Annotated in this window: 23 protein-coding genes; 14 read left to right on the forward strand and 9 right to left on the reverse strand. The window is 52.4% G+C overall.

The genetic code is table 11. The annotated features are described in order from the left end of the window. Positions 1-5: 5 nt before the first annotated feature. The 5 genes from rsxC to AB8516_RS09730 all read left to right on the forward strand — a co-directional run bounded on the left by rsxC (position 6) and on the right by AB8516_RS09730 (position 4,989). Positions 6-1,709 carry an electron transport complex subunit RsxC gene (rsxC, locus tag AB8516_RS09710; RefSeq protein ID WP_369160218.1) on the forward strand — a complete coding sequence of 568 codons (1,704 nt, stop codon included), beginning with the start codon at positions 6-8 and terminating at the stop codon, positions 1,707-1,709. Next, positions 1,709-2,752 (forward strand): electron transport complex subunit RsxD, encoded by a 1,044-nt coding sequence (gene rsxD / locus AB8516_RS09715; RefSeq protein ID WP_369160220.1) that lies wholly within the window; start codon positions 1,709-1,711, stop codon positions 2,750-2,752. Before rsxC ends, rsxD begins: the two co-directional genes overlap by 1 nt. Continuing rightward, positions 2,745-3,383 (forward strand): electron transport complex subunit RsxG, encoded by a 639-nt coding sequence (rsxG, locus tag AB8516_RS09720; protein ID WP_108291125.1) that lies wholly within the window; start codon positions 2,745-2,747, stop codon positions 3,381-3,383. The genes rsxD and rsxG overlap by 8 nt, the downstream gene beginning before the upstream one ends. A gap of 3 nt (positions 3,384-3,386) precedes the next feature. Then, a complete protein-coding gene (locus tag AB8516_RS09725) occupies positions 3,387-4,079 on the forward strand; it encodes an electron transport complex subunit E (RefSeq protein WP_369160223.1) in 693 nt (230 codons plus the stop codon). Between the two features lie 175 nt (positions 4,080-4,254). Beyond that, complete coding sequence (locus AB8516_RS09730) at positions 4,255-4,989, forward strand: 16S rRNA (uracil(1498)-N(3))-methyltransferase (protein WP_369160225.1); 735 nt, start codon at positions 4,255-4,257, stop codon at positions 4,987-4,989. Between the two features lie 4 nt (positions 4,990-4,993). Here AB8516_RS09730 and zapE read toward each other — a convergent pair whose 3' ends face one another. The 9 genes from zapE to AB8516_RS09775 form a co-directional block, all read right to left on the reverse strand. After that, complete coding sequence (zapE, locus tag AB8516_RS09735) at positions 4,994-6,067, reverse strand: cell division protein ZapE (protein ID WP_369160227.1); 1,074 nt, start codon at positions 6,065-6,067, stop codon at positions 4,994-4,996. Between the two features lie 22 nt (positions 6,068-6,089). Continuing rightward, on the reverse strand, positions 6,090-6,557 hold the full coding sequence (locus AB8516_RS09740) for a chemotaxis protein CheW (RefSeq protein WP_108291135.1): 468 nt from the start codon (positions 6,555-6,557) through the stop codon (positions 6,090-6,092). Beyond that, positions 6,554-13,780: an Hpt domain-containing protein gene (locus AB8516_RS09745; protein WP_369160229.1), complete on the reverse strand. Its 7,227-nt coding sequence runs from the start codon at positions 13,778-13,780 to the stop codon at positions 6,554-6,556. The genes AB8516_RS09740 and AB8516_RS09745 overlap by 4 nt, the downstream gene beginning before the upstream one ends. A gap of 84 nt (positions 13,781-13,864) precedes the next feature. Beyond that, on the reverse strand, positions 13,865-15,904 hold the full coding sequence (locus AB8516_RS09750; RefSeq protein ID WP_369160231.1) for a methyl-accepting chemotaxis protein: 2,040 nt from the start codon (positions 15,902-15,904) through the stop codon (positions 13,865-13,867). 55 nt (positions 15,905-15,959) lie between these two features. Next, positions 15,960-16,532 (reverse strand): chemotaxis protein CheW, encoded by a 573-nt coding sequence (locus tag AB8516_RS09755; RefSeq protein WP_108291141.1) that lies wholly within the window; start codon positions 16,530-16,532, stop codon positions 15,960-15,962. Next, positions 16,525-16,962 carry a PleD family two-component system response regulator gene (locus AB8516_RS09760; RefSeq protein WP_369160234.1) on the reverse strand — a complete coding sequence of 146 codons (438 nt, stop codon included), beginning with the start codon at positions 16,960-16,962 and terminating at the stop codon, positions 16,525-16,527. The genes AB8516_RS09755 and AB8516_RS09760 overlap by 8 nt, the downstream gene beginning before the upstream one ends. 61 nt (positions 16,963-17,023) lie before the next feature. After that, a complete protein-coding gene (gene pilG / locus AB8516_RS09765) occupies positions 17,024-17,407 on the reverse strand; it encodes a twitching motility response regulator PilG (protein ID WP_069122973.1) in 384 nt (127 codons plus the stop codon). 115 nt (positions 17,408-17,522) lie between these two features. Continuing rightward, complete coding sequence (locus AB8516_RS09770) at positions 17,523-18,245, reverse strand: rhodanese-like domain-containing protein (protein WP_369160235.1); 723 nt, start codon at positions 18,243-18,245, stop codon at positions 17,523-17,525. A 75-nt stretch (positions 18,246-18,320) separates the two neighbouring features. Beyond that, the gene (locus AB8516_RS09775) at positions 18,321-18,701 is read right to left on the reverse strand and encodes a hypothetical protein (protein WP_069122741.1); all 381 of its coding nucleotides are present in this window, start codon (positions 18,699-18,701) and stop codon (positions 18,321-18,323) included. 273 nt (positions 18,702-18,974) lie between these two features. Between AB8516_RS09775 and gshB the strand changes: the two genes are divergently transcribed. The 9 genes from gshB to AB8516_RS09820 are packed head-to-tail and all read left to right on the forward strand — an operon-like array spanning position 18,975 to position 25,496. Next, entirely contained in the window at positions 18,975-19,925 is a 951-nt protein-coding gene (gshB, locus tag AB8516_RS09780) for a glutathione synthase (protein ID WP_369160238.1), read from the forward strand. Then, positions 19,922-20,584 (forward strand): hypothetical protein, encoded by a 663-nt coding sequence (locus tag AB8516_RS09785; protein WP_369160240.1) that lies wholly within the window; start codon positions 19,922-19,924, stop codon positions 20,582-20,584. Before gshB ends, AB8516_RS09785 begins: the two co-directional genes overlap by 4 nt. Continuing rightward, positions 20,563-20,781, forward strand: a complete 219-nt coding sequence (locus AB8516_RS09790) for an energy transducer TonB (RefSeq protein WP_369163256.1) — start codon at positions 20,563-20,565, stop codon at positions 20,779-20,781. The genes AB8516_RS09785 and AB8516_RS09790 overlap by 22 nt, the downstream gene beginning before the upstream one ends. A gap of 39 nt (positions 20,782-20,820) precedes the next feature. Continuing rightward, positions 20,821-21,384, forward strand: a complete 564-nt coding sequence (locus tag AB8516_RS09795) for a YqgE/AlgH family protein (RefSeq protein ID WP_369160242.1) — start codon at positions 20,821-20,823, stop codon at positions 21,382-21,384. Between the two features lie 13 nt (positions 21,385-21,397). After that, complete coding sequence (gene ruvX, locus AB8516_RS09800) at positions 21,398-21,796, forward strand: Holliday junction resolvase RuvX (protein WP_108291155.1); 399 nt, start codon at positions 21,398-21,400, stop codon at positions 21,794-21,796. Then, on the forward strand, positions 21,786-22,340 hold the full coding sequence (gene pyrR / locus AB8516_RS09805) for a bifunctional pyr operon transcriptional regulator/uracil phosphoribosyltransferase PyrR (protein ID WP_369160244.1): 555 nt from the start codon (positions 21,786-21,788) through the stop codon (positions 22,338-22,340). Before ruvX ends, pyrR begins: the two co-directional genes overlap by 11 nt. A 6-nt stretch (positions 22,341-22,346) precedes the next feature. Then, the gene (locus tag AB8516_RS09810) at positions 22,347-23,336 is read left to right on the forward strand and encodes an aspartate carbamoyltransferase catalytic subunit (RefSeq protein ID WP_069122728.1); all 990 of its coding nucleotides are present in this window, start codon (positions 22,347-22,349) and stop codon (positions 23,334-23,336) included. Further along, entirely contained in the window at positions 23,333-24,643 is a 1,311-nt protein-coding gene (locus AB8516_RS09815) for a dihydroorotase (RefSeq protein ID WP_369160247.1), read from the forward strand. Before AB8516_RS09810 ends, AB8516_RS09815 begins: the two co-directional genes overlap by 4 nt. Then, positions 24,624-25,496 (forward strand): dihydroorotate dehydrogenase electron transfer subunit, encoded by an 873-nt coding sequence (locus AB8516_RS09820; protein WP_369160249.1) that lies wholly within the window; start codon positions 24,624-24,626, stop codon positions 25,494-25,496. The genes AB8516_RS09815 and AB8516_RS09820 overlap by 20 nt, the downstream gene beginning before the upstream one ends. The last annotated feature ends 18 nt before the right edge of the window (positions 25,497-25,514 follow it).

The raw sequence follows: 25,514 nt of genomic DNA on the forward strand, positions 1-25,514 counted from the left end.
ATCCCATGTATGTTGAATCGAAAAAAGGCAAGACCCGGAAGCTGTGGCAATTTCATGGCGGCCTGCACCTGCCGGAGAAAAAAGAGATCTCTTTGGATAAGCCGTTGCGGCAGGCCACACTGCCCGGCCGATTGGTGCTACCGTTGCAGCAACATATCGGTGTCCAGGCGCAATCCCTGGTCACCGTCGGAGAGAGGGTACTCAAAGGACAGATCCTTGCCAATTCTAACGCCCCGGTCTCCGCGCCTGTGCATGCACCCACCTCAGGTGTGATCATTGAGATAGGCGAACATGTTGTGCCCCATCCTTCAGGGCTGACCGGTCAATGTATCGTCATTGAACCCGACGGCGACGACAGCTGGGTGGATCTACCTGAACCGATGACCGATTTTAAATCTTTGGGTGTTCGAGAGTTACGCCAACGCATCCGCGAGTCGGGTATCGTGGGCATGGGTGGCGCCACCTTTCCATCCGCGATAAAACTCAATCCGGGCAAGCCCATCAAGACCCTGATCATCAATGGCGCCGAGTGTGAACCCTATATCACTTGCGATGACAGGCTGATGAGGGACTTTGCAGGTCGCGTGATGGAGGGAGCACGTATCCTACATCACATGCTGCAGAGTGAAGAGTGCCTGATCGCCATCGAAGACAACAAACCCGAAGCGATTCTCGCTATGTTTCAGGAGTTGCGGGATGAAGAGAATATCGAAGTGGTGCGTATTCCCACAATCTATCCCAGTGGCGGCGAGAAACAGCTGATCCGGATCCTCACCGGGCGCGAGGTCCCCACTTCCGGCCTTCCTGCCCAAGTGGGTGTAATCTGCCATAATGTTGCCACTACCGCAGCCATCGCAGATGCAGTGCTCGAAGGCCGGCCGTTGATTTCCCGTATCGTGACGATCACCGGCGAGGGGATTCGTGAGCCGGGTAACTTTGAAGCCCCGTTGGGTATGCTTGCCGGGGACCTTATTGCCCAGGCCGGCGGCTATATCGAACAACAGCCGCAGCAACTGATTCTGGGTGGCCCCATGATGGGATTTGACCTGAACACTGACCAGGTCCCCATCACCAAGGGCGCCAACTGCCTGCTTTGCCCAAGCGAAGAGGAGAGTCCGCCACCGCAACCGGCCAGGGCATGCATCCGCTGTGGACACTGTGCCGATGTTTGTCCAGCCAATCTGCTGCCGCAACAGATCTATTGGTACAGTCGGGCCAAAGACCTGGAACAGGCACAGGATTACAACCTGTTCGACTGCATCGAATGCGGCTGTTGCTCCCACGTATGTCCTTCCCATATCCCGTTGGTCCAGTACTATCGTTATGCCAAGGCGGAGAGTTGGGCACAGGAGCAGGAACGCCGTGAATCCGAGCACGCCAAACAGCGGCACGACTTCCGGGTCTCACGCCTGGAGCGACTGGAAGCGGAACGTAAAGCAAGGCTGCGTAAAAAGAAACAGGACCTAAAGAGTAAACCGCCGGCGAAGAAGAGGGAAGAACCCAAAAAGGAAACCAGCGATAAGGATGCCAAACAAGCCGCCATCGAAGCAGCCATGAAACGCGCAGCCGATAAAAAGGCCAAGCAACAGCACAGGCCAAAAAACACCGAAAATCTGACATCCACCCAACAGGCGCAGATCGAGGCAGTGGACAAGAGACGCCTGGTTGCCCGAGAGGAGAAGGAGCAACAGAAGGAGCATCCCGAATAATGGAATTCCATACTACAAGCTCTCCCCACACCAAACGCATCAACAGGGTAGATAAGGTGATGCTGCAGGTCGTATTGGCGCTCTTACCCGGGATTATTGCCCTGATCTTCTACTTCGGCTGGGGCGTGCTGATCAATTTGATACTGGCTGTCATCGCCGCAACCGCTTTTGAGGCCATGGTGATCAAACTGCGCAAGCGCCCTGTGACACCGGTACTGTTGGATCTAAGCGCAGTTGTCACCGCCCTGCTCTTTGCGATTGCCATCCCTCCGCTGCTGCCCTGGTGGCTGGTTATTCTTGGCATGGCCTTCGCCATCATTATGGTTAAACAGATGTATGGCGGCTTGGGCTATAACCCTTTCAATCCCGCCATGGCGGCCTACGTCCTGTTGCTGATCTCCTATCCGGTGGAGATGACCAGCTGGTTGCCTCCTTTCATATTGGCGGAGCAGCAGCTCAATCTGCCACAAATCCTGGCATATAAGTTTACCGGCGCACTACCTCAGGAGATAACACTGGATGCTCTCACCATGGCCACTCCATTGGACCAGATGCGTACCAATCTCGATCTCAATCGCATGATCAGCGAGATCCGGCAGAATCCCTTGTGGGGTGATTTTGGCGGTCTCGGTTGGGAGTGGATCGGCAACTGGTTCCTGATGGGTGGGATCTGGATGGTCTACAAGCGTACCATCACCTGGCATATACCTCTGGCATTTCTCAGCGGATTGGCCGGCATGGCGGCCATCTTCTGGTTGTTCGATGCAGAGAGCTTCCCCTTTCCGCTGTTTCATGTTTTCAGCGGCGGAGCCATTCTCGGTGCCTTCTTTATCGCAACCGATCCCGTCACCGCTTGCACCACTCGAACCGGTCAGTTGATCTATGGCGCGTCAATCGGAGTGCTGGTGTACATCATCCGCACCTGGGGAGGCTATCCGGATGCTGTGGCTTTTGCTGTACTGCTGATGAATATGGCAGCACCGACCATCGATTACTATACCCGCCCGCGAACCTACGGACATGGTGAGGTGAGGCGTGAATAACCGACATGCAATACTGATTGCAGCTGCAATCCTTGCATCATTTGCGGTTTTAGGCACCTCTCTGGTGACCATGACCCATGCGTTTACTAAAGAACGCATCGAATTGAACGAACGCGAAGCCCTGTTACGCTCGCTGCATGCACTTGTGCCATCTGAGAGCATTGACAACGATATGATCTCCGATGTCATCACAGTCAGCGCAAAAGATTCCCTCGGCCGGGATGAGACAACTGTCTATCGCGGCCGCAAACAGGAACAACCGGTGGCCGTTGTACTGAACACTGTCGTACCCAACGGGTATAGTGGACCGATCAAACTGCTGGTGGCGGTCCGATACGACGGTACGCTGGGTGGCGTAAGAGTGATCAGCCATAAAGAAACCCCCGGCCTGGGTGACAAGGTTGAGGAATCGCGCTCAGACTGGGTATACGGTTTCAACGGCAAATCGTTGCACAATCCGCCATTGAAGAAATGGGGCGTCAAACGGGATGGTGGCGTATTCGATCAGTTCACCGGAGCTACCGTAACACCACGCGCCATTGTCCAGGCCGTGAAGAAGACACTGCTTTATGTAAGGGATCACAAAGATGCGCTTTACGATCGATCCCCAACAATAGAGCATAAGGGATAAGCTATGGCTGAACAAAGATACCGTAATCTCATCGTTGACGGGTTGTGGCACAACAACCAGGCACTCGTCGCCCTGCTTGGCCTGTGCCCCTTGCTTGCGGTGAGCAATACAGCCATCAATGGCCTTGGCCTGGGGCTTGCAACGACAGCTGTCCTGGTTGCTTCCAATACAACAGTCTCTCTGATACGCAACTTTGTACGCCCTGAAGTACGTCTACCTGTATTTGTCCTGGTAATCGCCTCATTCGTCACCGCCATTGAACTGAGTATGAATGCCTATTTTCATGAGCTGCATAAGATACTCGGCATCTTCATTCCCCTGATCGTAACCAACTGCATCATCATCGGTCGCGCAGAAGCTTTTGCTTCAAAAAACAATCTCTCTCATTCCCTGGTGGACGGTATAAGTATCGGTATCGGATTCACCTTAGTGTTGGTTACACTTGGCGGTATGCGCGAACTGGTGGGGCAGGGTACACTGTTCGATCAGGCGCATCTGATGTTTGGCGAGGCCGCACAGGGACTCACAATCAAGATCGAAAATTTCCCCGGCATGTTGATTGCAATCCTCCCACCCGGTGCTTTCATAGGTTTGGGACTCTTGATTATGGTTAAGAATCTAATCGATCAACGCCTTGCTGCCATGGCAATCCAGAAAACCGAGTATCCCGAAGGCAGCGAGGAAATAGCAAGCTAGCCACGACAATGTGAATTCCGATGATCGAAACTAATACCACTTTGCAATCAATATCATTGAAAGTAACTTCTGGTTGTTGGCTACACCTGTCATATCATTGGCGTTAATTATGCCCTGATGTGCGTTCATTAGCGGACATTTTCCATACTCTGTTTTGCAGTAGGTCATTCGCAATATGCGTATTCATCGATTCTTCACTTCTCATCCCCTGCAGAATGGTTTGCAGATTACCCTCGAGGAAGAACCGTCACACCATATCAACCAGGTGTTGAGACTTCGTGCCGGAGACAATGTCGCACTGTTTAACACTGACGGTGAGGAGTATGGTGCAACACTGACTCAGGTCAGCAAACAAAAGGTAACCGCCACAATCGGCGAACCAATCAGGCATGAAGCGAAAAGCAATCTGGTGATTCACCTCATATTGGGCATCTCCCGAGGCGAACGCATGGACTTCGCAATACAAAAGGCGACCGAACTCGGTGTCAACCGAATTACACCTGTCTTCACCGATCGTTGCGTCGTCAAACTGAATGAAACAAAGAGTACCCGCCGACTGGTACATTGGAGGCGTATCGTTATCAATGCCTGTGAGCAGTCGGGACGATGCCGCATACCGGTTGTCGACAAACCGGTGGAGTATGGAAGCGCATTGAGTAGTAAAGAGGGTGCCACGACGATTTTACTGGATCACCGCAGCCGGTTTACCCTGCATCAGATCGATGCTCCCCAAACCAGCCTCTCAATCCTCATCGGGCCCGAAGGCGGACTGACAAGCAATGAACGTCAACTCGCCATCCAGAAGGGCTTTATCGGTGTTCGGCTGGGACCGCGGATTATGCGTACCGAAACGGCACCACTGGCAACCATTGCCGCGGTACAAACGCTTTGGGGTGACTTTTCTGATTGAAAACTCAGCCGATATGCGCCGTCTCAAGGTAGGCGGCAGACTGCATCTCTTTCAGGCGGCTTGCGGTTCGATTGAATTCAAATGCCAAACGTGTACCGGCATAGAGTCGTTCCGGCAGTTCTTCAGCGCTGATAACCAGCTTGACCTTCCGGTCATAAAATACATCAACGAGGTTGATAAAACGACGTGTGCGATCATCCCAGGTGCCGTCAAGATAGGGAATATCTGAGATAAACACCGTATGGTGGCAACGCGCCAATTCAAGGTAGTCGTTTTGCCAGCGGGGTGGACCACACAAGGCATTGAAGTCGCACCAGATCACGCCATTAGCACGCTTTAGAAATCGGATCGCCCTACCCGGAACTGACAAACGCCCACCACTCTCCACATCTCCGCACACCAGGCGATCAAACTCCTGCTTCATCTGTTTCGCCGCATTGTCTCCCAAAGGCGTATGATAAACGGTTGAGGCTTCAAACAGCCGTAACCTGTAATCATCATCCCCCATTAACTTAATCACATGATTGTTGCGTTTCAGAATATCGATGGCGGGAAGAAAACTGTCCCGTTGTATGCCTCCCGTGTAGAGTTCATCAGGATGTCGATTGGAGGTTGTCACCAAAATTATTCCAGATTTTTCCAATGCTTCCAGCAGGCCACGCATCAGCATGGCATCACCGATATCGATAACGTTGAATTCATCGAGGCACAATACCTGCATGCGTTGCGCCATTTCGGCAGCAATCAATTCCATCGGTGCACTTTCACCTTCGCGATGCTGCAAACGCTGATGAATTTGACGCATGAAACTGTGAAAGTGATGGCGTTCGATACCGGCTTCCCTGGCGTATTGAAAAAAAAGATCCATCAGCCAGGTTTTACCCCTGCCAACCCCACCCCAAAGGTAGATGCCCTCGACAGATACATTCCGCTTAAACCAAGACCAGCCACTGGATCTTGCTTTCCGTCGTAACTCTCCGGCAAGGCGTTCAAAGGAAGCAACTACGATCTCCTGATGAGGATCAGGCTCAAATCCGTTTTTTTGCAGTATTTCTATGTAGCGCTGATGTAGAGACAAGGGTGCGGGATGAGGGCGGGTGTCAGTTTACGACATCTAAAACTTGTCGTTCGATTTCATCCAGGTCAGGTATCATTGCCGGATTCATATCCAACTCCACCCGCTGTTTAATCAGTGGATCGAGTTCATCTTCCGAATTCAGCGGAATGACGTTGTCGGCACTTACTCTGACAAGGCTCGGAATGGCTTGCACCACCAAACCGATATGGGTGAGCTTTTGTTGCTGGTTCAGAGTATTCATGACCATGATTCTGCCACGGTGTCCGGGTATGACGACCCGCGCACCCAGCATACCCTCGAATGAGACAATGGGAATAACCACACCGCGCCAGATAGTGCTCCCCACAAGCCAATCAGGCTTTCCCTGTTCCACAGACTCGGGTTCCTGATAACCTATCACTTCGGCAATGACTGCATTTGGCAACAGGAGTTGAAGCTCATGGAGTGGAATGAGGATACTTCTAACCTCCTTGACAACGGTTCGGCTCATAATCTGCTTTCCGCCAGGACCTCGTTGATATTATCCAGCAATTCACTCTCCTGGTATGGCTTACCAAGGCAACGTTTTACGCCCAAATCCATGGCGCGTTGCCGATGCTTATCACCCACCCGGGATGAGATCATAATGATCGGTAAACCATAGTAGTCGACGGAGTTATTGATATGCCGTGCCAGTTCGAATCCATCCATTCGCGGCATCTCGATATCCAGCAACATGATATCTGGCACCTGTTCCTGCAACAGTGCAACTGCTTCGACCCCGTCTTTTGCCGTGACCACTTCCATATCGTGGCGTTCCAGCAAGCGGCTGGTGACCTTGCGCACGGTAATGGAATCATCCACCACCATAACCCGCAACTGATCCTCTGCCCGTTTTTTCGGTGCCTCCTTGGTTATGCTGAGCGGGGAAGCGGCATGAGTGGCATCCATGCGCACAAGGGCAGCAAGATCGAGTATCAATGCCACCCTTCCATCAGCAAGAATAGTACCGCCGGTGATCCAACGCACACTGCCGACCTGCTTACCAAGTGACTTCACCACAACCTGCCTGCTGCCAAGCAGTTCATCGACCTGCAATGCAGCCTGATGTTCACCTGTCTGCAACAACAACAGAGGCAGCCAGCGCGTCGTTTCCGGTATCTCGTGCTTCCCGACCCCCATCATACGACCGAGATAACTGACCTTGTAGTTCTTACCACCGTAGTTAAAGCCTTCACGCCCCCCCTCATAACAGCCCATCAGCTCTTGACGGCGAATCCTGACGACGCCTGATATGCTGCCGTGGGGAATCGCATAGATCTCTTCTCCCGCGCGAACCAACAGGGCATCGGAGATTGCAAGGGTCAGAGGCAATCTAATGATAAAACTGGTACCACGACCGGGTTGTGAATCGATCTCTAAAGACCCACCCAGCTGCTTGACTTCACTGGTTACCACATCGAGACCAACGCCTCGTCCTGATATCTGAGTAACCTCTTTGGCAGTACTGAATCCTGGCAACAACACGCACTGAATCAAGTCATCATCACTGATCTCGGCATTGGCATCGATCATACCCTGTTCCAGGGCACGTTTGCGGATCGCCTCGATATCCAATCCTCTCCCATCATCAGAGAGTGTGATGAGTACATCGGTCGCCTCGCGATCGAGATAGAGGGAAATTCTGCCCAGTTCCTGCTTACTTGCTTTCTGACGATCTTCGGGAAACTCGATACCATGGGAAACCGAGTTGCGCAGCAAATGCTCCAGTACCGGTACCATACGGTTGAGGATGCTGCGATCCAATTCCCCTTCAACACCAAAACACTCAAGATTGGCCTTCTTGCCCAATTGACCGGCGGTCTGACGAACCAGGCGTTGCATCCTGGGTACAAGTTGAGCAAACGGCACCATGCGTGTGCGCAGCAGCCCGTCCTGCAGATCAGTGGAGATACGCGACTGTTGCAACAGTAATGTATCTGTTTCGCGTTGCAGGTCTCTCAGCGACTCATTGATATTCCCCAGGTCGTTGACCGTCTCCATCAAGGCCCTGGAGAGCTGTTGCATGGTAGAAAATCTGTCTAGTTCGAGCGGATCGAACTCGGTCCTATCACGATCATCCTCATGCTCCCGTTCCCAACGGTAGATGATCTGTGCCTCGGTTTCGATTTCAAGGTTTCTCAATTGATTATGCAGACGTGAAACTGTCTGCTCCAACTCTGACAGATTGAACCCAAGCACGCTATTCTGTTGTTCGAGTCGTGCCCGGTAGATACTCACCTCACCCGCATGATTAACCAGGCGATCCATGAGATCCGCATTGACACGTACCTGTTCCTTGGTGGGCTTAAAGCTCTCCTCATCCTCTTTCTTATCCGGCTCAAGCAGCTTCGCAATCTCTTCGTTGAACGGGAGTACTGTCGCCGACTCAATGACTTCTTCAGCCACCTCCATCTCTTCGCTGCTTTCATCCACCTGGACTTCCTGGATCGGCTCGACCAAATCTGCATGTGAAGGCGTGGGTTCGCCGCCAAGCAGATTCTGCAGCTGATCGACCTCGCTATCAGAGGCAGGCACTTTACCGGATTTCGCAATTGTCTCGATTTGCTGGGCCAGGTGGTCGATGGCGTGTCTCACTGCATCGGTGACCATATCGATCGGATCAATCTCTTTTTCGACAATGGATGTCATCACCGATTCAATGGCATGACTCAGATCGCCAACCGGCATAATGCCAGCCAATCGTGCACTGCCTTTCAATGTGTGCAGATTGCGTTGTACACCATCGATGGCTGTATGGTCTTCAACATCTTCAAACCACTGCTGATAACTGTTTTCGATATGCTCAATGAATTCCTTCGCCTCTTCAATGAAGATCTGCACCAACTCATCATCTTCACCAACATCAAGCAGTACTTCATCATGCGCAAGCATGAAGGATTCATCTGTCAGATTGCTTGCTTCCTCGTTGACACCATCAAGATTGAAGCTCTCGAAAGGTATCACCAAATCTTCATCGTCAGGGGCCGATTCAGCGACTGCATCAGCACCCCTCTCAGACTCTTCCAGCTCTTCCTCAAGGTTCGGATCTATGAGTTCTTCTATGGAATCCTCTTCCAGTGACGCATTATCGATGATTTCCTGGATCCGCTCGATCATCGGATCGGCTTGATGGACCTTGCCGGTATTGGCGACATCATCCGTTTGTGTGGCAATCAAATCCAGGGCCTGGCGTACAACAGCGAACACTCTATCTGATATGTCCACCTGCCCCCTGACTACTCCGTTCAGCAAGGACTCCATGGCATGACTCAGATCACCCACAGGCTCGATACCGGCAAGACGCGAACTTCCCTTGATGGTATGCAACGCCCGCTGCATTCCATCCAGGCCTGTATGGTCTGCCCGGTTTTCACACCACTGGTTATAATTGTCCTCCAGGGCTTCCATCAACTCCCGTGATTCCTCAATGAAAATCTCAACCAGCTCCGGATCCTCGCTCACCTCGAACAGGTCGCCATCATGCAGAAAGCTCATTGGCTCATCATAGTAGGAGGAGGTATCTACCGCTTCTGTCTGTGGAGATTCCAAACCCGATTCTTCTGCCTTTTGCAACTCTTCTTCTAGGCCGTCATCGTCGATTTCAGCCAGATCCAGCTCCTCTCCAAGCACGTTGTCCTCGGGCAGTGGCAGCTCCTCCTCAACGGCGTCGTCCTCGACATCGATTAGCTGGATTTCCTCTTCAAGATCGTCATCCTCGACATTGATTAGGTGGAGTTCCTCTTCAAGATCGTCATCCTCGACATCGATTAGCTGGAGTTCCTCTTCAAGGTCGTCATCCTCAACCTCGGCCAGTTGCAGATCCCCGTCAATAGTCTCATCCTCGACTTCAACCTGATCTATCTCATTCAGCCCGGCGCTTGAGAGAGGCCCCTCCAGGCTGGATAGCAGTTGAGATGAGAAGCGTACATTTCCGCCCGACTCGGCATCATCGATTTGTGTCGCCAGGACATCCAGGGCCTGGCGAACCATATTCCGCAGAGAGGCATCCGGTTCGATCTCTTCGCGGGACATGCGTTCGAAAAGGTTTTCCAGACCATGGCTCAGATCCCCTATTGGGTTGATGCCTGCCAACCTGGAACTCCCCTTGAGGGTATGCAGGGAGCGTTTGAAATCGTCCACGACTGCAGTGTCCAGAGGAGACTCAGTCCATCCGTTGTAGTGCCGTTCGAGATTGTCCAACAGCTCCCGTCCCTCTTCGACAAAGATCTCAACCAGCTCATCATCTCCCTCAATCTCAAACTGTTCCTCATCGAGCTGGTAGCTGGCCAGGTCTATCAGGTTTGATTCAATCGCATCCTGAGTTGGAATATCGGCTGTCCCGGGTAGATCAGTCTTTACCTCGCCAGGTTGCGAATCTTCATCCGCAGGGAATGGTACAATGGCGTCATCCGCGATCGGTTCAACAGGTTCTTCGATTTCCGATTCTGACGTCAGCTCCCCTACAACCGCCTCCCCAGCTTCCTCAACAGATTGATCAACTTCAGACACTGACTCCAGATCGTCAGTTGTTGAACGGACCTCTTCCTGTTCAGGCTGTGTTTCGACAGCTACCCGCTCCTCACCCTCAATTTTTGCACGTGCACTGCGCAAACCGTTAAGGTAGGTGTCTATATGAGGTTCGGGCAGACTTTCTTCAGGTAACCACTCGAGCAGTTTCCGAATGTAACCAACACTGCCACCGAACAGCTCAAGGATCTCCTCATCGACAACCATTTGCTGCTCATGCAATGCCCTGGCGTAGTCCTCCATCGCATCGCTGAGCATGGCGATTGGTGAGATGCCCGCCATATGGGCACTACCGTGCAGGGTATGGCAAGCACGCACCACCTCTTCCGGTATCAGTATCTCCGTCTTCGCTTTTCTAGCCCCTTTGATGAACTGCTCGATCTCCAGTATATGTTCCTCGGACTCTTCACCGAAGACATCAAGCAACTCCGAATCTATCTCGATCTCTAAATCGGAATCGGTGAAGTCCTCAAGCAACCCCTCTTCGGCCGCCTGTTCCGGTAATATCTCTTCGGCATCTATTGTGGTATCTGTCCCGGAGACTGCAGCCTCGGCACTTGGTTCATAGTCCTGGTCGGAGATTTCAGATCGATCAGTGTCAATTTCCAGACTCGACAGTTCGTCGAGAAAGGTATCGAATTCCTGTTTTGATTCTGTTTCTTCTGCATCTGTCGCTTCTTCATACTCTTCTTCAATCTCAACCACCGGTGTGGCGGTTTCACTCAAGACATCCTCAGAAACTTCAGATGGCTGGGTATCTACTTCGAGTACCTCTTCCTCTGCCGGCTTTTCGTCAACGCGCTCCATTTGCTCCGGATTGGCGACAGGCATGGGCTTGCCATCAGCCAACGCATAGGCTTGGCGTTGGATAAGTTCAACATCCAGGTCCGGATATACACCCTTTTCCTGGCAGCTGATCAACTCCGGCAGTGAATCGGTGACTCGGTCCAATAGATCCATCATGTCAGGGTTGACCTTGATGGTCTCGTCGATCAGGCGGTTCAACATGTTTTCAACCGCCCAGGCCAACTCACCGATCACTTTCGCGCCAACCAGGCGTCCGCTTCCCTTCAACGTATGAAACGAACGTCGGAATGTTGCCAGCGCCTCTCTGTCATTCTGATCTCGTTGCCACCGCGGAAGATGTTGCTGGATTGCCTCCAGCTCTTCCCGCGCCTCTTCCGTGAAGATTTCAAGGATCTCAGGATCGATGTCCTCCAGCACGGGCTTATCAACAGATGCGATTTCGGGTTCCTGCTCGATTTCAAGCTCTGGTTCCTGAGTTTCAGCCTCTTGTGCAGGTGCCGAGTCCATGGACTCTTCAGGGATGATTTCCAGCTCAGGCTGCGGCTGCTCTATCTGCAGGCTACTGGCACCCAGCTCCAGATCAGAGATCTCTTCCTCATCGAGCTCATAGCCCTCTGTTTGATCGGCCGACTCTTCGAGATTGATGTTTTCGGATGGTTCGGTATAGGTCGTGATCTCGACACCGCCCAGATTCTGCAGATCATTCAATGCAGACTGGGCGATTGCCAGTATCTCCTGACGATCACCGGCCCCGTCCACCAGTGTCTCCAGATAATACTCGATACTGCTGACCACATCCGCAAGGGAGTTGAGTTGTTGACGGACAGGTATGTGTTCATCATCGATCAGGTAGGATTGTACAAACTCTCCCGTGTGATACATCAGTTCAGCGGCATCACGCAGGTTGAGCATGTTCAGCGCCCCCTGAACCCGCTTGAAACTCTCATAGACGCTATCTAAAACCGAGCTGTTATCCGTTGCCTCGGTAAAGCTGATGATCGCCTCCTTAGACTTGGCAATCTCTACTTTCGCCTCTCTGACCGTCTGTTTGATCAGATTCTGGTATTCACCTTCCGGAAGACTCTGCACCAGATCATCATCAGTCGACCCATCCCCTTTTACAGGTTGAAAGGTATGCAGGGTACTGAGCGAGGATTCCACATACAAAATGTCTCCAGCCATCTCCATGAGTTCGAACTCTTCAGGCAGTACTTCCTGCTCAACGAAATTCTTTACCTTGTCGGCTTGCCGATTAAGCCTCGATCGCAATGCACCCTGGCCGATCATGCCAAGTGTATCCGCCAGTTTCCGAATTGGGGCCTCCAGATGACCCAGCATTTCCATGTCAGGCTTTTCATCCCTCATGAACAGATCGAGAATATCTTTGATGCGGGTCAGTTCGCTGCCAACCGCATCCTTGATCGACTCAGCCAATTCAGCGTTGGAGCCGGTCAAGCCCAACCTACCCTCGGTCAGTTCAGCCTCACTGGGCATGACAGAATCGAGGTTATAGGCATCCTTGATCTCTTTTATCAGGGTATTGTCGGATTCCGCCCGGGCAATATAATAGAGCAGGTTCTTCAAGAGAGCTTCTGGCGGAGTCTCAACCAGCGCCTGCTCACCCGAGTCGATAATCGTCTTCATTTTGCGATCGAGACGGCTGAATAACTGCTTAACAGCAATTCCCGGGGCAATCGATCCCTCGATCAAACCGTGCATCAGACCTTCGGCAACCCAGAAAAGATGGTGTACCGGCTCTGTACCCGCATGTTGATGAAGAGTGGCGAAAACATCCCGCAACAGCGGCCAGCCGTGAATGGTATCCCGTTTGCGATACCAACTGAGCAGGCCTAAATGGTATTTCTGCCTGATCTGCCGAGCGTACATCGGCAACTCAGCATTCGCTTCACCCGTTGCCCGAGCCGTGTCGATTTCAGGTTTGAACAGTGCCGCTTCCGACAGCAGTGGAGCATCCCGCACCGCACGCAGATCATTCAGCAATGGCAGAATTATCATTGGAATATCGGCATCACCGCCCTGCAGCTTCTCCAGATAGTCCGGCAGTTGAATAAGTGCCAGCATCAAGGCTTCGGCCGCATCCTCCTCTTGTCTGACCGAACCTTCTGCCATGTCTCTGACAACCAGTTCCATCTCCTCGGTGAGCATACTGGGGCCATACACCTGTACCATCTGCAAGACACGGGCAATCTGATGCAGATGATCACCACATACAGCGAGCGAACTGCCGTCTCCGGGTGACTCCACATAGGCCTCAAGGGCCTGCCGGGCATGGCGAATGGAGATGTCCAACTCATCCTTTACCCAATTCAGAGCACCAAATTCTTGCGCATTACTCATACTTGGCGCACTCCAATCAGGATGGTTGTTGGGATGACTATGGCAACTCGCATCTGCATTCGCATCAATCGATGATCTCGGCCACTATGAAGGTAACCGGAAACCAGCAACGGATTTCTGCAGCTGATCCGAAAGATCAGCCAACATGCCAATCGAGTTAGCCGTTTGATGCGTGCCTTCCGAAGTCTGATTGGTGATCTCCTGAATAACACTCATCGTATCCTTGACAGTCACCGACTGACTTGACTGATCCTGTGCTGATGATGCGATCTTACCCGTAAGGTCAGCGATGTATTGGGATACGCTTTCAATCTCTTTCAATGCCTCACCGGCATCCTCGGCCAGAGTCGCTCCCTTGACCACACCTGAGGTGCTCGCTTCCATAGAAGTGACTGCCTCGTTGGTATCTGCCTGAATGGTCTTAACCAGTGCTTCAATCTGTTTGGTAGCATTGATTGAACGTTCAGCAAGGCGTTGCACCTCGTCCGCAACCACCGCAAAGCCGCGACCCGCTTCACCGGCCATGGCCGCCTGCATGGCGGCATTCAATGCCAGGATGTTGGTCTGATCCGCGATATCATCGATCAGTTCAACGATATCACCGATCTCTTGCGAACTTTCACCCAAGCGCTTGATACGTTTCGACGTCTCCTGGATCTGTTCACGAATATTGTCCATGCCCGAGATGGTATTACGCACGGTATCCGCACCGGTACTCGCGATCTCCACCGATCGTTTCGCGACCTCCGCCGACTCGGTCGCATCCTGCGACATCTGATCGATAGCCTGGGTCATCGTCTTGATCGACTCATTCGCCTGAGTGATCTGCTCTGCCTGATGCTCACTCGCCTCGGCAAGATGCATGGCCGTGGCACGACTCTCCTGGGTCGCGCCCGAAACCTGCTCAGAGGTGCTGTTGATAGTCGTGACCAGTTCACGCAACGCCTCGATCGCATAGTTGATGGAATCGGCAATCGCGCCGGTAATGTCTTCGGTTACGCTTGCTGTTACGGTCAAGTCGCCATCCGCCAGATCACCCATTTCATCGAGCAGCTGGAGGATAGCTTTCTGATTTGCCTCATTCTGTTGCTTACTTGCCTGTTCCCGACGTTGCGCATCCATAATCAACTGCACACCCAACAGCACCAGAAACAGCACCGCTGCAGCACCGAACACGGCGATCATTACAGGTCCTGCCTTTATCCCGAGAACAGAGAAACGACCCGGAGATTCGCCAAAGGCCGCGATCAGTTCTTCTGCTGCATTACTTACATTGTCGGATGAATTGTTGACCACGGAAGCCGCTTCAAGGGCTGGCAACACATCAGGAATATTGCTGATGATCTCAGTGGTATTGTCGTTGATGGTAGCGAACAGTGTGGAGACATCCGCCAATCTCTGCTTGGCGATCTTGTCGTTGACCTTGGCGATACCCAATTCTTTGTCGCCATTCAGCAATCCCTGCAGGATACGGCCGAAGAAATCGGCATCGCGACTGAACTGGTCAATCGCCGCTGCAGTCTCCTGACCACCTTCAAGCACCAGATTGACGTTTGAGTTGATACGCTGAATCAACATCTCCTGCTCAGTGGCGATATAGATCTGTCGTCTGGGAGCATTACTGTTGATCAGAACCTCAGCCAACTCCTCCGACAACTCCTGCAACTGAGGAACAAACTCTGAAACAACGGCGGAGAACTCATCGATCGCAAGAATATTCTCTTGCGCTTTTAGTATTTCATCGATATTTCCCTGCAATTCAAGCCACTTGTTCTCCAGATTCCGCACCGTAGGCATTACCTCTATGGGCGAAGCCGGGAGCCCCTGGCTTTTTGTACCGTTCTTCAGCTCCCACATGATGTTGTCGAAGCGGTCACGACTCTTCTTCAGCGGCGCAAACGATTGCAATTCACCGCGAGCGGCGGATATAGCATATTTTGCGATTCGCTGAGCCAGTACCTGCTGCTCGGCAGCACGGATCAGGTACTGCTCGTCGTAGGATTCACGCTGGGTCGTGTGCAAGAAGGTTACGAGTGCAAGGATTAGACTCACCAGTACCAGTATGGCTAATATGGTGATGACCTTGTTGGAGGGCAACGTACTACCCGCGCGTCTACCTTTCATTCTGAATTCTCCCGAAAGCTAAAGCCCATGTCCTCATCCGATGTTCACCATTGCATCAGGTCGCGGCAATCTGAAAGCCCGGGTCTTCCGCTAGTGCCGAGAGACTGAAAACCGGCCATGTCATGCCATCCTGATCAAATTCGAATTGAACATATTTTGAAAATTTGTCGTTGACGAACTGCGTCTTTCTCGCGGTCTCCCTGGCAAAGTGACGCATACCCACCATCTCCCCGACCAATACCCCGGTCAAACCGCTTCCCAGGTTAATTACAAGCACTCGACTGCGCCTGCCATGTCGGGTTTTCATACCGATCAGATAGAGCTGCAGATCAACTACAGGAATCAATGTCCCACGAACGTTCGCCACTCCCATCATCCAAGTCTTTGAACCTGGTACGGGCGTTAATGAAGAGGGGTGATTGAGGATCTCCTTGACGCCACTCAATGGCGCAACGAAACGATGCTCCCCCACATAGAACATCACGCCCTCCCAATAGCTCTGAATCAGCTTCTGTTGTGGCAGACCATAGGCCCTATCTCTACAACGCTGTTCCAGCTCCGCAAGGAGCCCCACCACAGCCTGTGGTGTTTCTACAGAGGAGGGAGGCGCAAGGGTTGTATCAGGCATCGATCAACGCCTTGATCTTATGCAATAATTCGGCAGGAGCCACTGGTTTTACCAAGTATTCCGTGGCACCTTGGCGCATACCCCAGTTTTTATCTGTCTGCTGCCCCTTGGTGGTGACCATAATGACAGGTATATTTGCCGTAGACTCATCATTCTTCAACTGTCTTGTGGCCTGGAATCCGTTCAAAACCGGCATCACTACATCCATGAGGATGATATCGGGCAGTTCCTGCTTGGCCACATCGACGCCTTCTTGGCCATCCTTTGCAACAAGTATTTGATATCCCTGCTTTTCCAGGATTTTCTTGAAGATATGTATTTCAGTGGGTGAATCATCGACCACCAGAACCCTGGCCCTTGACTGACTCGATACCGGCACATCGCTTTCGACGGATTGTTCGCGGCCCTTGCGAAATATATTTTTAATCATCGTCTTTCTCTACCCGGTGGTTTTCTGCCTTATCGGCTGATGTCAAAATGTCTTTAAAAAGTCATGCTGCATGCTTGACATAGCGTTTGATCGCCCCGAGTAACTCATCCTTAGTGAAAGGTTTGGTCAGATACTGTTCCGATCCAACGATACGCCCGCGCGCCCTGTCGAACAGTCCATCCTTACTCGAGAGCATAATCACAGGAATTTTCTTGAAGACATCGTTGTGCTTGATCAGAGCACACGTCTGGTAGCCATCGAGCCGCGGCATCATAATATCGACAAAAATCACATCCGGATGGTGATCGGCAATCTTTGCCAATGCTTCGAAACCGTCTGTAGCCGTTGTGACTTCGCACCCTGCCTTTTTCAAAAGGCTTTCAGCTGTCCTTCGGATTGTTTTACTGTCATCGATGACCATGACTTTGACACCAGATATGTCCATCTCATTATCATCACCGCTCACATCAAAATCCTCATGTCACGGACCTAGTTAAATCTGAATTAATGCTGAGACCCAAAACACCCCAGCAACCCTATTTTCACAACTACAGAGTGGTTCATTCCCCTGGCACCACTGTCGTCAACCCCCACAGCTGCCACATTTGCATACCACCTCTGTAATAGAAGATTTTGTTTGCAGGGTAACCTACACTCAAGAGCCCTTTGATTGCCCTGGGGGATTGCCCGCATTCCGGACCATTACACCAGAGAACGAGTTCTTTGGCATTGGTGAAATCCCATGTATCGGTTTTACCCTCGCTATTGATAATGCCCATTTCCTCGAGCTTACGCGAGATCGAGCCAACTTCCCCCCTAAGTCTACCGCCGAAAAGCTTTAATGCATCATCATTTTCCGCAGTACCTACTTTACTGAGCACAGTGAACGGGATATTGATCGATCCGGGGATAGTGCCACGCTCAAACCACTCAGGGGTGCGCGCGTCAATCAAGATTCCTTTGCCATCTCGGAATTTCGTCTCCATAAAGTCGAAGAGCTCAACCTCACCGATTGTAGCCACGCTTGAATCCACTTGCATCGGCTGCAGACAGAACGGCGGACATTTACGAGCCGTCTTCGCATAATATCCCTTGAGCACATACTCCGGATCCTGAACCCGCTGCACCTTCACCGATTTTCCCTCGTGGATGACATGAAGATAGGGCTTATCACTTGTCAGCTTAATGTCCATCTCCTTCCCAACCTGCAACTCATCCGAGATTGACTGCAAAGGAAAGAAACTTACCAAAGCTACCAGCGTTCCATAATAGAGCCATTTCATATGCTTTAACCTTCTGCTTCCACTTGGCCTAGACTCAAAAAATAACACCTGATGATATCAGGTCCCGCATGACGCCTATTGATTGAGAAAGCGATCCATAATCTTTTTACGTATCTCATCGATCGACGCCCCACCTTTGTACTCTTCGAATACCTCTTCACGAGAGCGTCTTGGCAATTTCTTATAAAAAGTAAAACTACCCATGTAACTCGCCTTGAGATCCTCCTCGAATGCCTTCAGGCTTGGCCCGTCAACCACATCTTCATCGTCAACCTCGCTGCCAGTGGTGGTTTCCGTTGACTCCACCTTTTCAGCTTCAGACGAAATAGCTGACAGGTAGGGATCCTCCTCAGCAACAGTAAACTGAGCGAACAAGAGCATTGCAAACAGCGCAAATACCTTGAATTTCAAAAAGATATAAAATTCGCAGGTGATACGGGCATACCGTGTCGCCATCGCAATACACCTCAATTATTATCTAAGTTAACTCAGACACTACCCTCTCGAGCATATGGGGGTGCACCATCAGAAGGACTCTACTCCCGGTCAGTTCCATTAACCTGATATATAACACCCCCAAAATAGCAAGACAGCCTGTCTGCATCAAGAATATACTTCCCAATTCAGAAACTTAAAGCTTGCAATAAGTCGCTGACTGCCATATGTAAGTCACCATATCGGCAATGAATTTAAAAACTTAACTCTGTTTTTGCCCATTAAGATGCCTTCATGACCATACAACTCGGCGTAGTGATGGACCCCATCGGTACCATCAAAATCCAAAAAGACAGTACTTTCGCAATGTTACTTGCCGCACAGGCCAAGGGCTGGCGAATTCACTATATGGAACAGAAAAACCTCTCACTAAGGGATGGTGTCTGCTGGGCATCGACCTGTGATCTGCAGCTCCGGGATGATCGATCGAAATGGTTTGAGTTCGGTAAAAGGCACCTACTGCCCCTGCATCAGTTGGATGTCGTATTGATGCGCAAAGATCCACCGTTTGACATGGAATATATCTATTCGACTTATCTTTTGGAGCAGGCCGAAATGCACGGCTGCCTGGTGGTCAATCGCCCCAACAGCCTGCGCGATGCCAATGAAAAGCTGTTTACCAGCCACTTTCCCCAGTGCACCCCACCCACCCTGGTAACCCGCAACGCCGATGAGATCCGCACATTCCATCAGGAACAGGGTGATGTGATCCTCAAACCCCTGGGGGGAATGGGTGGTGAGTCTGTATTCCGGATAACCCGGAATGATCCCAATCTGGGTGTAATCATAGAGACATTGACCCGCCATGGCAGCCGTTACGCCATGGCTCAGCGATTCATTCCTGAGATTTCAAACGGTGACAAGCGTATACTCATGATTGATGGAGAACCTATACCTTTTGCCCTAGCGAGAATCCCCGCAGAAGGCGAGACCAGGGGTAATCTGGCGGCTGGCGGCAGGGGTGAGGGCGTACCCCTTACAGAGCGTGACAGATGGATCGCCGAACAGGTGGGTCCGGCACTCAGGTCGAGGGGAATCCTGTTTGCAGGGCTCGATGTTATCGGTGACTATCTGACAGAGATAAACGTCACCAGCCCCACCTGTATCAGAGAACTGGATAACCAGTATGGACTCGATATCGCTGCAGATCTAATGGATGCGATTAGCAATAAGCTAAACAAATGATGGTCATCGGCAAACAGACTGATCTTTTGGGCGTGAGCCTCTTCGCCGCTGCCTGCGTCCATGCCTTCGTCATTCTGGGCATCACCTTCAAACCAACCGAAAAAAGCAAACCGGAATTTCGCCAGCAAAGCCTGGAGGTGATGGTGCTGCGACGCCCAACGGAAGACAACAAGACGGATGAAAAACCCGATTTTCTTGCCCAAACCAGTCAACAGGGTGGAGGTGAGGAGAGCAAACTGGTCAAACCCCCGACATCAGAGGCTGCGGCACCGCTGGCTCTACCAATACCCGAATTGTCGACACCGACAGAACCGGTGACACCACAACCCCAAAAGCCTCTACTCAACACTGCGATCTCCAAGCTGAAGACACCAACTCCGCCACCCCGGGAAGCTCCTCCACCCACTCCTTCAACCAAACAGCTGTTGAGCAGTAAGGCGTTGGAAATAGCCAGAGTGACCGCCGAGTTGGAAAAGAAGACCCGGGCCTATGCAAAAATGCCCAAGCGAAAGTCGATAAATGCCAGTACAAAGGAGTATAAATATGCCGCATACCTGGATGCCTGGCGGAGAAAGGTGGAACGAATAGGTAATCTCACTATCCTGACCAGGCAAAAAGGAGCAGACTCTACGGCAATCTGGTACTCCATGTCGCGGTAAAGGCTGATGGCAGCGTTGAACAGATCAAGGTACTCCATTCCTCCGGCCATAAGATCCTTGATGACGCAGCAGTCCGAATCGTGCGTTTGGCCGCCCCCTTTTCACCCTTTCCCAACGAGATCAGAAAAGAGACCGATATTCTTGATATCACCCGTACCTGGCAGTTTTTACGCAGCGGCCGGCTCAACTCGCAATAGCTGTTGCAGCGGGGCGTCTGCAACTGGATACTATAGGCCATGCGTCCTGAAACCAATTTAACCAACCATTTCCTCATCGCCATGCCGCGCCTCGAGGACCCGAATTTCTTCCATACCGTCACCTATATATGTGAACACACCACCGACGGTGCAATGGGTATAGTCATCAATCGTCCTATGGATCTGCATCTGGCGGATATATTCGAACAACTGGAGATACAGATCAGCACCACCGACATTGCTGAACAGCCGGTCTATATCGGCGGCCCTGTACAGAGTGACCGGGGATTCGTGCTGCATGAATCCAGTACGGAATGGGCATCGACGCTGAAGGTCACCACAGATATCAGTGTCACAACCTCACTGGATATCCTTGAGGCCATCGCTGCCGGCAAGGGTCCTGAACACAATCTCGTTGCCCTTGGATACGCCGGCTGGGGTGCGGGCCAACTTGAGAGTGAATTGGCTCAGAATGCCTGGCTGAGCGGGCCGGCTGAGAGCGACATCATCTTCAACCGGGCCAGCGATGAGCGTTGGCAGGCAGCCGCCGACCTGCTCGGCGTGGACCTGAACCTGTTGAGCGGCGATACTGGCCACGCATAGAGAGCGATATCGGATGGGCACCCTGCTAGGGTTCGATTACGGCAGCCGTAAAATAGGCGTAGCTGTCGGGCAAACGGTGACAGGTACGGCAACCGCGCTGGAAACATTGCATTTGGTTAATCATAAGCCTGATTGGCAACGCATCGCGAGCCTTATTGAAGAGTGGAGACCTCAGGCCCTTGTAGTCGGTCTGCCACTCGATGTGGATGACAGCGAAACAGATGCCACACAACCGGCATTACGCTTCTCACGACAACTTGAGGGGCGATTTCATATCAAGGTCTATCTGGCTGATGAGCGTTACAGCTCCTTCGAAGCCAGGGACAGACTGGGACATAAAGCCAAGCGATTGGAAAACTATGACGCCGTAGCAGCCAAACTCATTTTGGAAACCTGGTTAAATGAACAATAGAAAAATGTATATGGATGCCAATGAGGTGAGACCTCTGGTAGACGTAATGGCGGACAAAGTCCGTTCTCTGTTGAACTCGAGGGAGATAACAGATCCGTTAATGATCGGTATCCGTACCGGCGGTGTCTGGTTGGCTGAAATACTGCACAACCAGCTCGTATTGGATGATCCTCTCGGCACGCTGGATATCTCTTTTTATCGGGATGACTTCACGCGCATCGGAATGAATCCCGAAGTTCACCCTTCCGATCTCCCTATACCGGTGGATGATCGTCATATCATCCTGGTAGATGATGTCCTGCATACGGGAAGGACAATCCGGGCGGCACTGAATGAGATCTTCGACTATGGACGTCCTGCATCGATCATATTGGCCACACTGGTCGACCGCAGCGGGCGGGAATTGCCGATACAGCCTGACGTGGTCGGATTGCACCCGGAACTGGAGCAGAACCAGCATATCACCTTGATTGGGCCCGAGCCGCTCGGATTGGTGATCGGCACCAAGACAAATCGGAGTTCACGCAGTGATGAACAAGGTTAGACGGCTATGAGTTTCAGCAATAAAACCCTGCAACTGGACGATGAACAGAGACTGCTCCACTTCCTTACCATCGATGGACTGGATAGGGCGACACTGACTGAAATCCTCGACACGGCAGAGGGATTCACCGGGGTCTCCGAAAGAACCATTAAGAAAGTCCCCCTATGCCGGGGTAAAGTAGTCGCCAATCTCTTTTTTGAAACCAGCACCCGGACACGAACCACCTTCGAATTGGCAGCGAAACGTCTCTCGGCGGATGTCCTCAACCTCAACATCAGCGCTTCCGCCACTTCCAAGGGTGAAACTCTATTGGACACGCTACGCAATCTGGAAGCGATGCATGTGGATATGTTCATCGTCCGTCACGCCAGCAGCGGGACCGCCCATTTCATTGCACAACACGCCGATCGGGGAGTCGGCGTCATCAATGCCGGTGACGGTCGTCACGCCCATCCCACCCAGGCGATGCTGGATATGTTCACCATCCGCCGGCATAAAGGTGAATTTGCCGGACTGCGGGTAGCCATTGTCGGCGATGTACTCCACTCCCGGGTAGCCCGTTCGCAAATACTCGCCCTGAATACGCTCGGGGTCTCGGAGGTTCGAGCTGTGGCTCCTCGCACATTGCTGCCATCGGATGCGCGCAGTCTAGGTGTTCATGTCTATCACAATATGGAAGAGGGTATCTGGGATGTGGACGTCATCATCATGCTGCGTCTGCAAAAAGAGCGTATGCAGGGTGCACTGCTCCCCTCTGAGCATGAGTATTTCAGTCTTTACGGACTCACTGAAAAACGCTTGGCACTGGCCGACTCGGAAGCGATCGTAATGCATCCAGGGCCCATCAACCGCGGTGTCGAAATGGACTCCCAGGTAGCCGACGGTTCAAAATCCGTAATCCTGCAGCAGGTCAGTTATGGCATTGCCATACGCATGGCGGTGATCTCGAAGGTTATAGGCACCCAGAACCTGCGCATGCAGGAGGTGGCGGGATGAGAAAGAAGAAAGACATCTCAATCCTCGGTGGCAGGGTCATAGATCCGGCAAACGGCATTGACGAGATCACTGATCTGCACATCGCCGGCGGTAGAATCCTCTGTCTCGGCTCCCCCCCAAGGGAGTTTCAGGCAAGTCTCACCATCGACGCCACTGAACAGGTGGTCTGTCCCGGCCTGATCGATCTCAACACCAACCTGCGGGAACCCGGGGCGGAACACAAGGCCACTATAGCCAGTGAAACCCAGGCTGCGGCCAGCGGTGGGATCACCACAATCTGCTGCACCCCTGACACCTATCCGGTAATCGACACCCCTGCGGTGGTCGGACAGATCCGACACAAGGCACGTAAAGCGGGCTATTGCCGTCTTTTGCCCCAGGGTGCTCTGACCCAGGCCCTGAAAGGCGATCGACTGAGCGAGATGGCGGCACTCAAGGCGGCTGGCTGCATAGCTGTCACCAATGCCTATACCCCATTAGCCAACACCCTGGTTCAACGTCGAGCCATGGAGTATGCATCCACATTCAATCTGCTGATCATTTTACGTCCGGAAGATCACTACCTCAGTAACAACGGTTGTGCTCATGAGGGCAAGGTCGCCGACCGGCTGGGTCTGCCGGGCATTCCCGAAGCGGCTGAGACAGTCGCGGTTGCCCGCGATCTTGCATTGGCGGAGACCACTGGAGCTGTAATCCACTTTCACGCCCTTTCCAGTGCAAGTGCTGCGCGGACCATGGCATGGGCCAAGCGTGAAGGGCGACGGGTCAGTGCCGATGTAGCCATCCACCAGCTGCATCTGAGCGAAACGGATATCGAGGGCTTCGACAGCAGCCACCATGTCAGACCTCCCCTGCGAAATGACAGTGACCGTAACGGCCTACGCGATGCTGTCGCAAAGAACGTCATTCAGGCGATCTGTTCCGACCATCAGCCCCATGAGGCAGACGCCAAGGCATCACCCTTCCCCGACACGGAACCGGGTATTTCGGGACTCGAGACCCTGTTACCCCTGACCCTGAAACTGGTCGATCAGGGGGTTCTGGAGCTGAGCGACGCCATTGCCCGCCTGACCTGTGGCCCGGCGGACATACTCGGCCTGAGGATGGGGCGATTGACGCCAAATCACCCGGCGGATATCTGTATTTTCGATCCCCGTCAACGCTGGATTGTAGACAAGGAGAAGCTCCTCAGCGCGGGTAAAAACACACCGTTCACGGGTTGGGAAATGCCGGCACGGGTCACCCACACACTATTGAAAGGCCGATTGGTCTATTCTCAAAATACCCATGAAGAAAATGCAACGTGACACCGTCTTTCTTGAAGATGCTGAAATCCTTTCACATCAGGCTTTTGCCGGCGATCAGTTCATCATGCGCCTGCTCGCTCCCCACTGCGCCGCAAAGGCAATGCCCGGCAGTTTTGTGCATCTCACATGTGATCCGCAGCTTCCAATGCGCCGGCCGATCTCTATCATGCGTTGCTCCGCCAAACATGGCTGGATTGAGCTGCTGTATAAACGTGTAGGCAAGGGAACCGGACTGCTGGCACAACGCACGACCGGGGAGAAGATCAGCCTCTTGGGCCCTGTCGGTAATCCCTTCACCCCTAGCCCGGGCCGTAATAAACCCCTTTTGATAGGCGGTGGTGTCGGCATGCCTCCAATGGTATTTCTGGCGGATTCCTTGCGTAAAGACCCGCAGAAACAACCCTTTGTGATTCTCGGCTCTGAGGTGCCGTTTCCTTTTCAATCCATCCCCTCTCAAATCATCATTCCAGGGCTGGCCGACGGTGTGATCGCCAGCATGCCGCTGCTGGACGATTGGGGGATAGGCTGCAGGCTTGCCAGTCTGCAGGGCTTTCCTGGAGTATTTCAAGGCTATGTCACTGAGTTGGCCGAACAATGGATCAGCTCCCTCAACATGCAGGCATTGTCTGAGGTTGAGATCTTTGCTTGTGGCCCCCACCCGATGCTGGAAGCGGTTGCGCAATTGGCTGCCAAGCATAATATACCTTGCCAGGTCTCTCTGGAGGAGTTCATGGCCTGTGGCGTTGGCGGTTGCGCTGGCTGTGTGGTGGAGGTGCAAACACCTCAGGGGCCGGCGATGAAACGGGTCTGTGTCGATGGGCCGGTATTCGATGCCCAGACAGTGTTTGCCTGACACCAATGCGCGGCACCC

It is taken from the genome of Candidatus Thiodiazotropha sp. LNASS1, assembly GCF_964212655.1.
Classification (GTDB): Bacteria; Pseudomonadota; Gammaproteobacteria; order Chromatiales; family Chromatiaceae; genus Thiodiazotropha.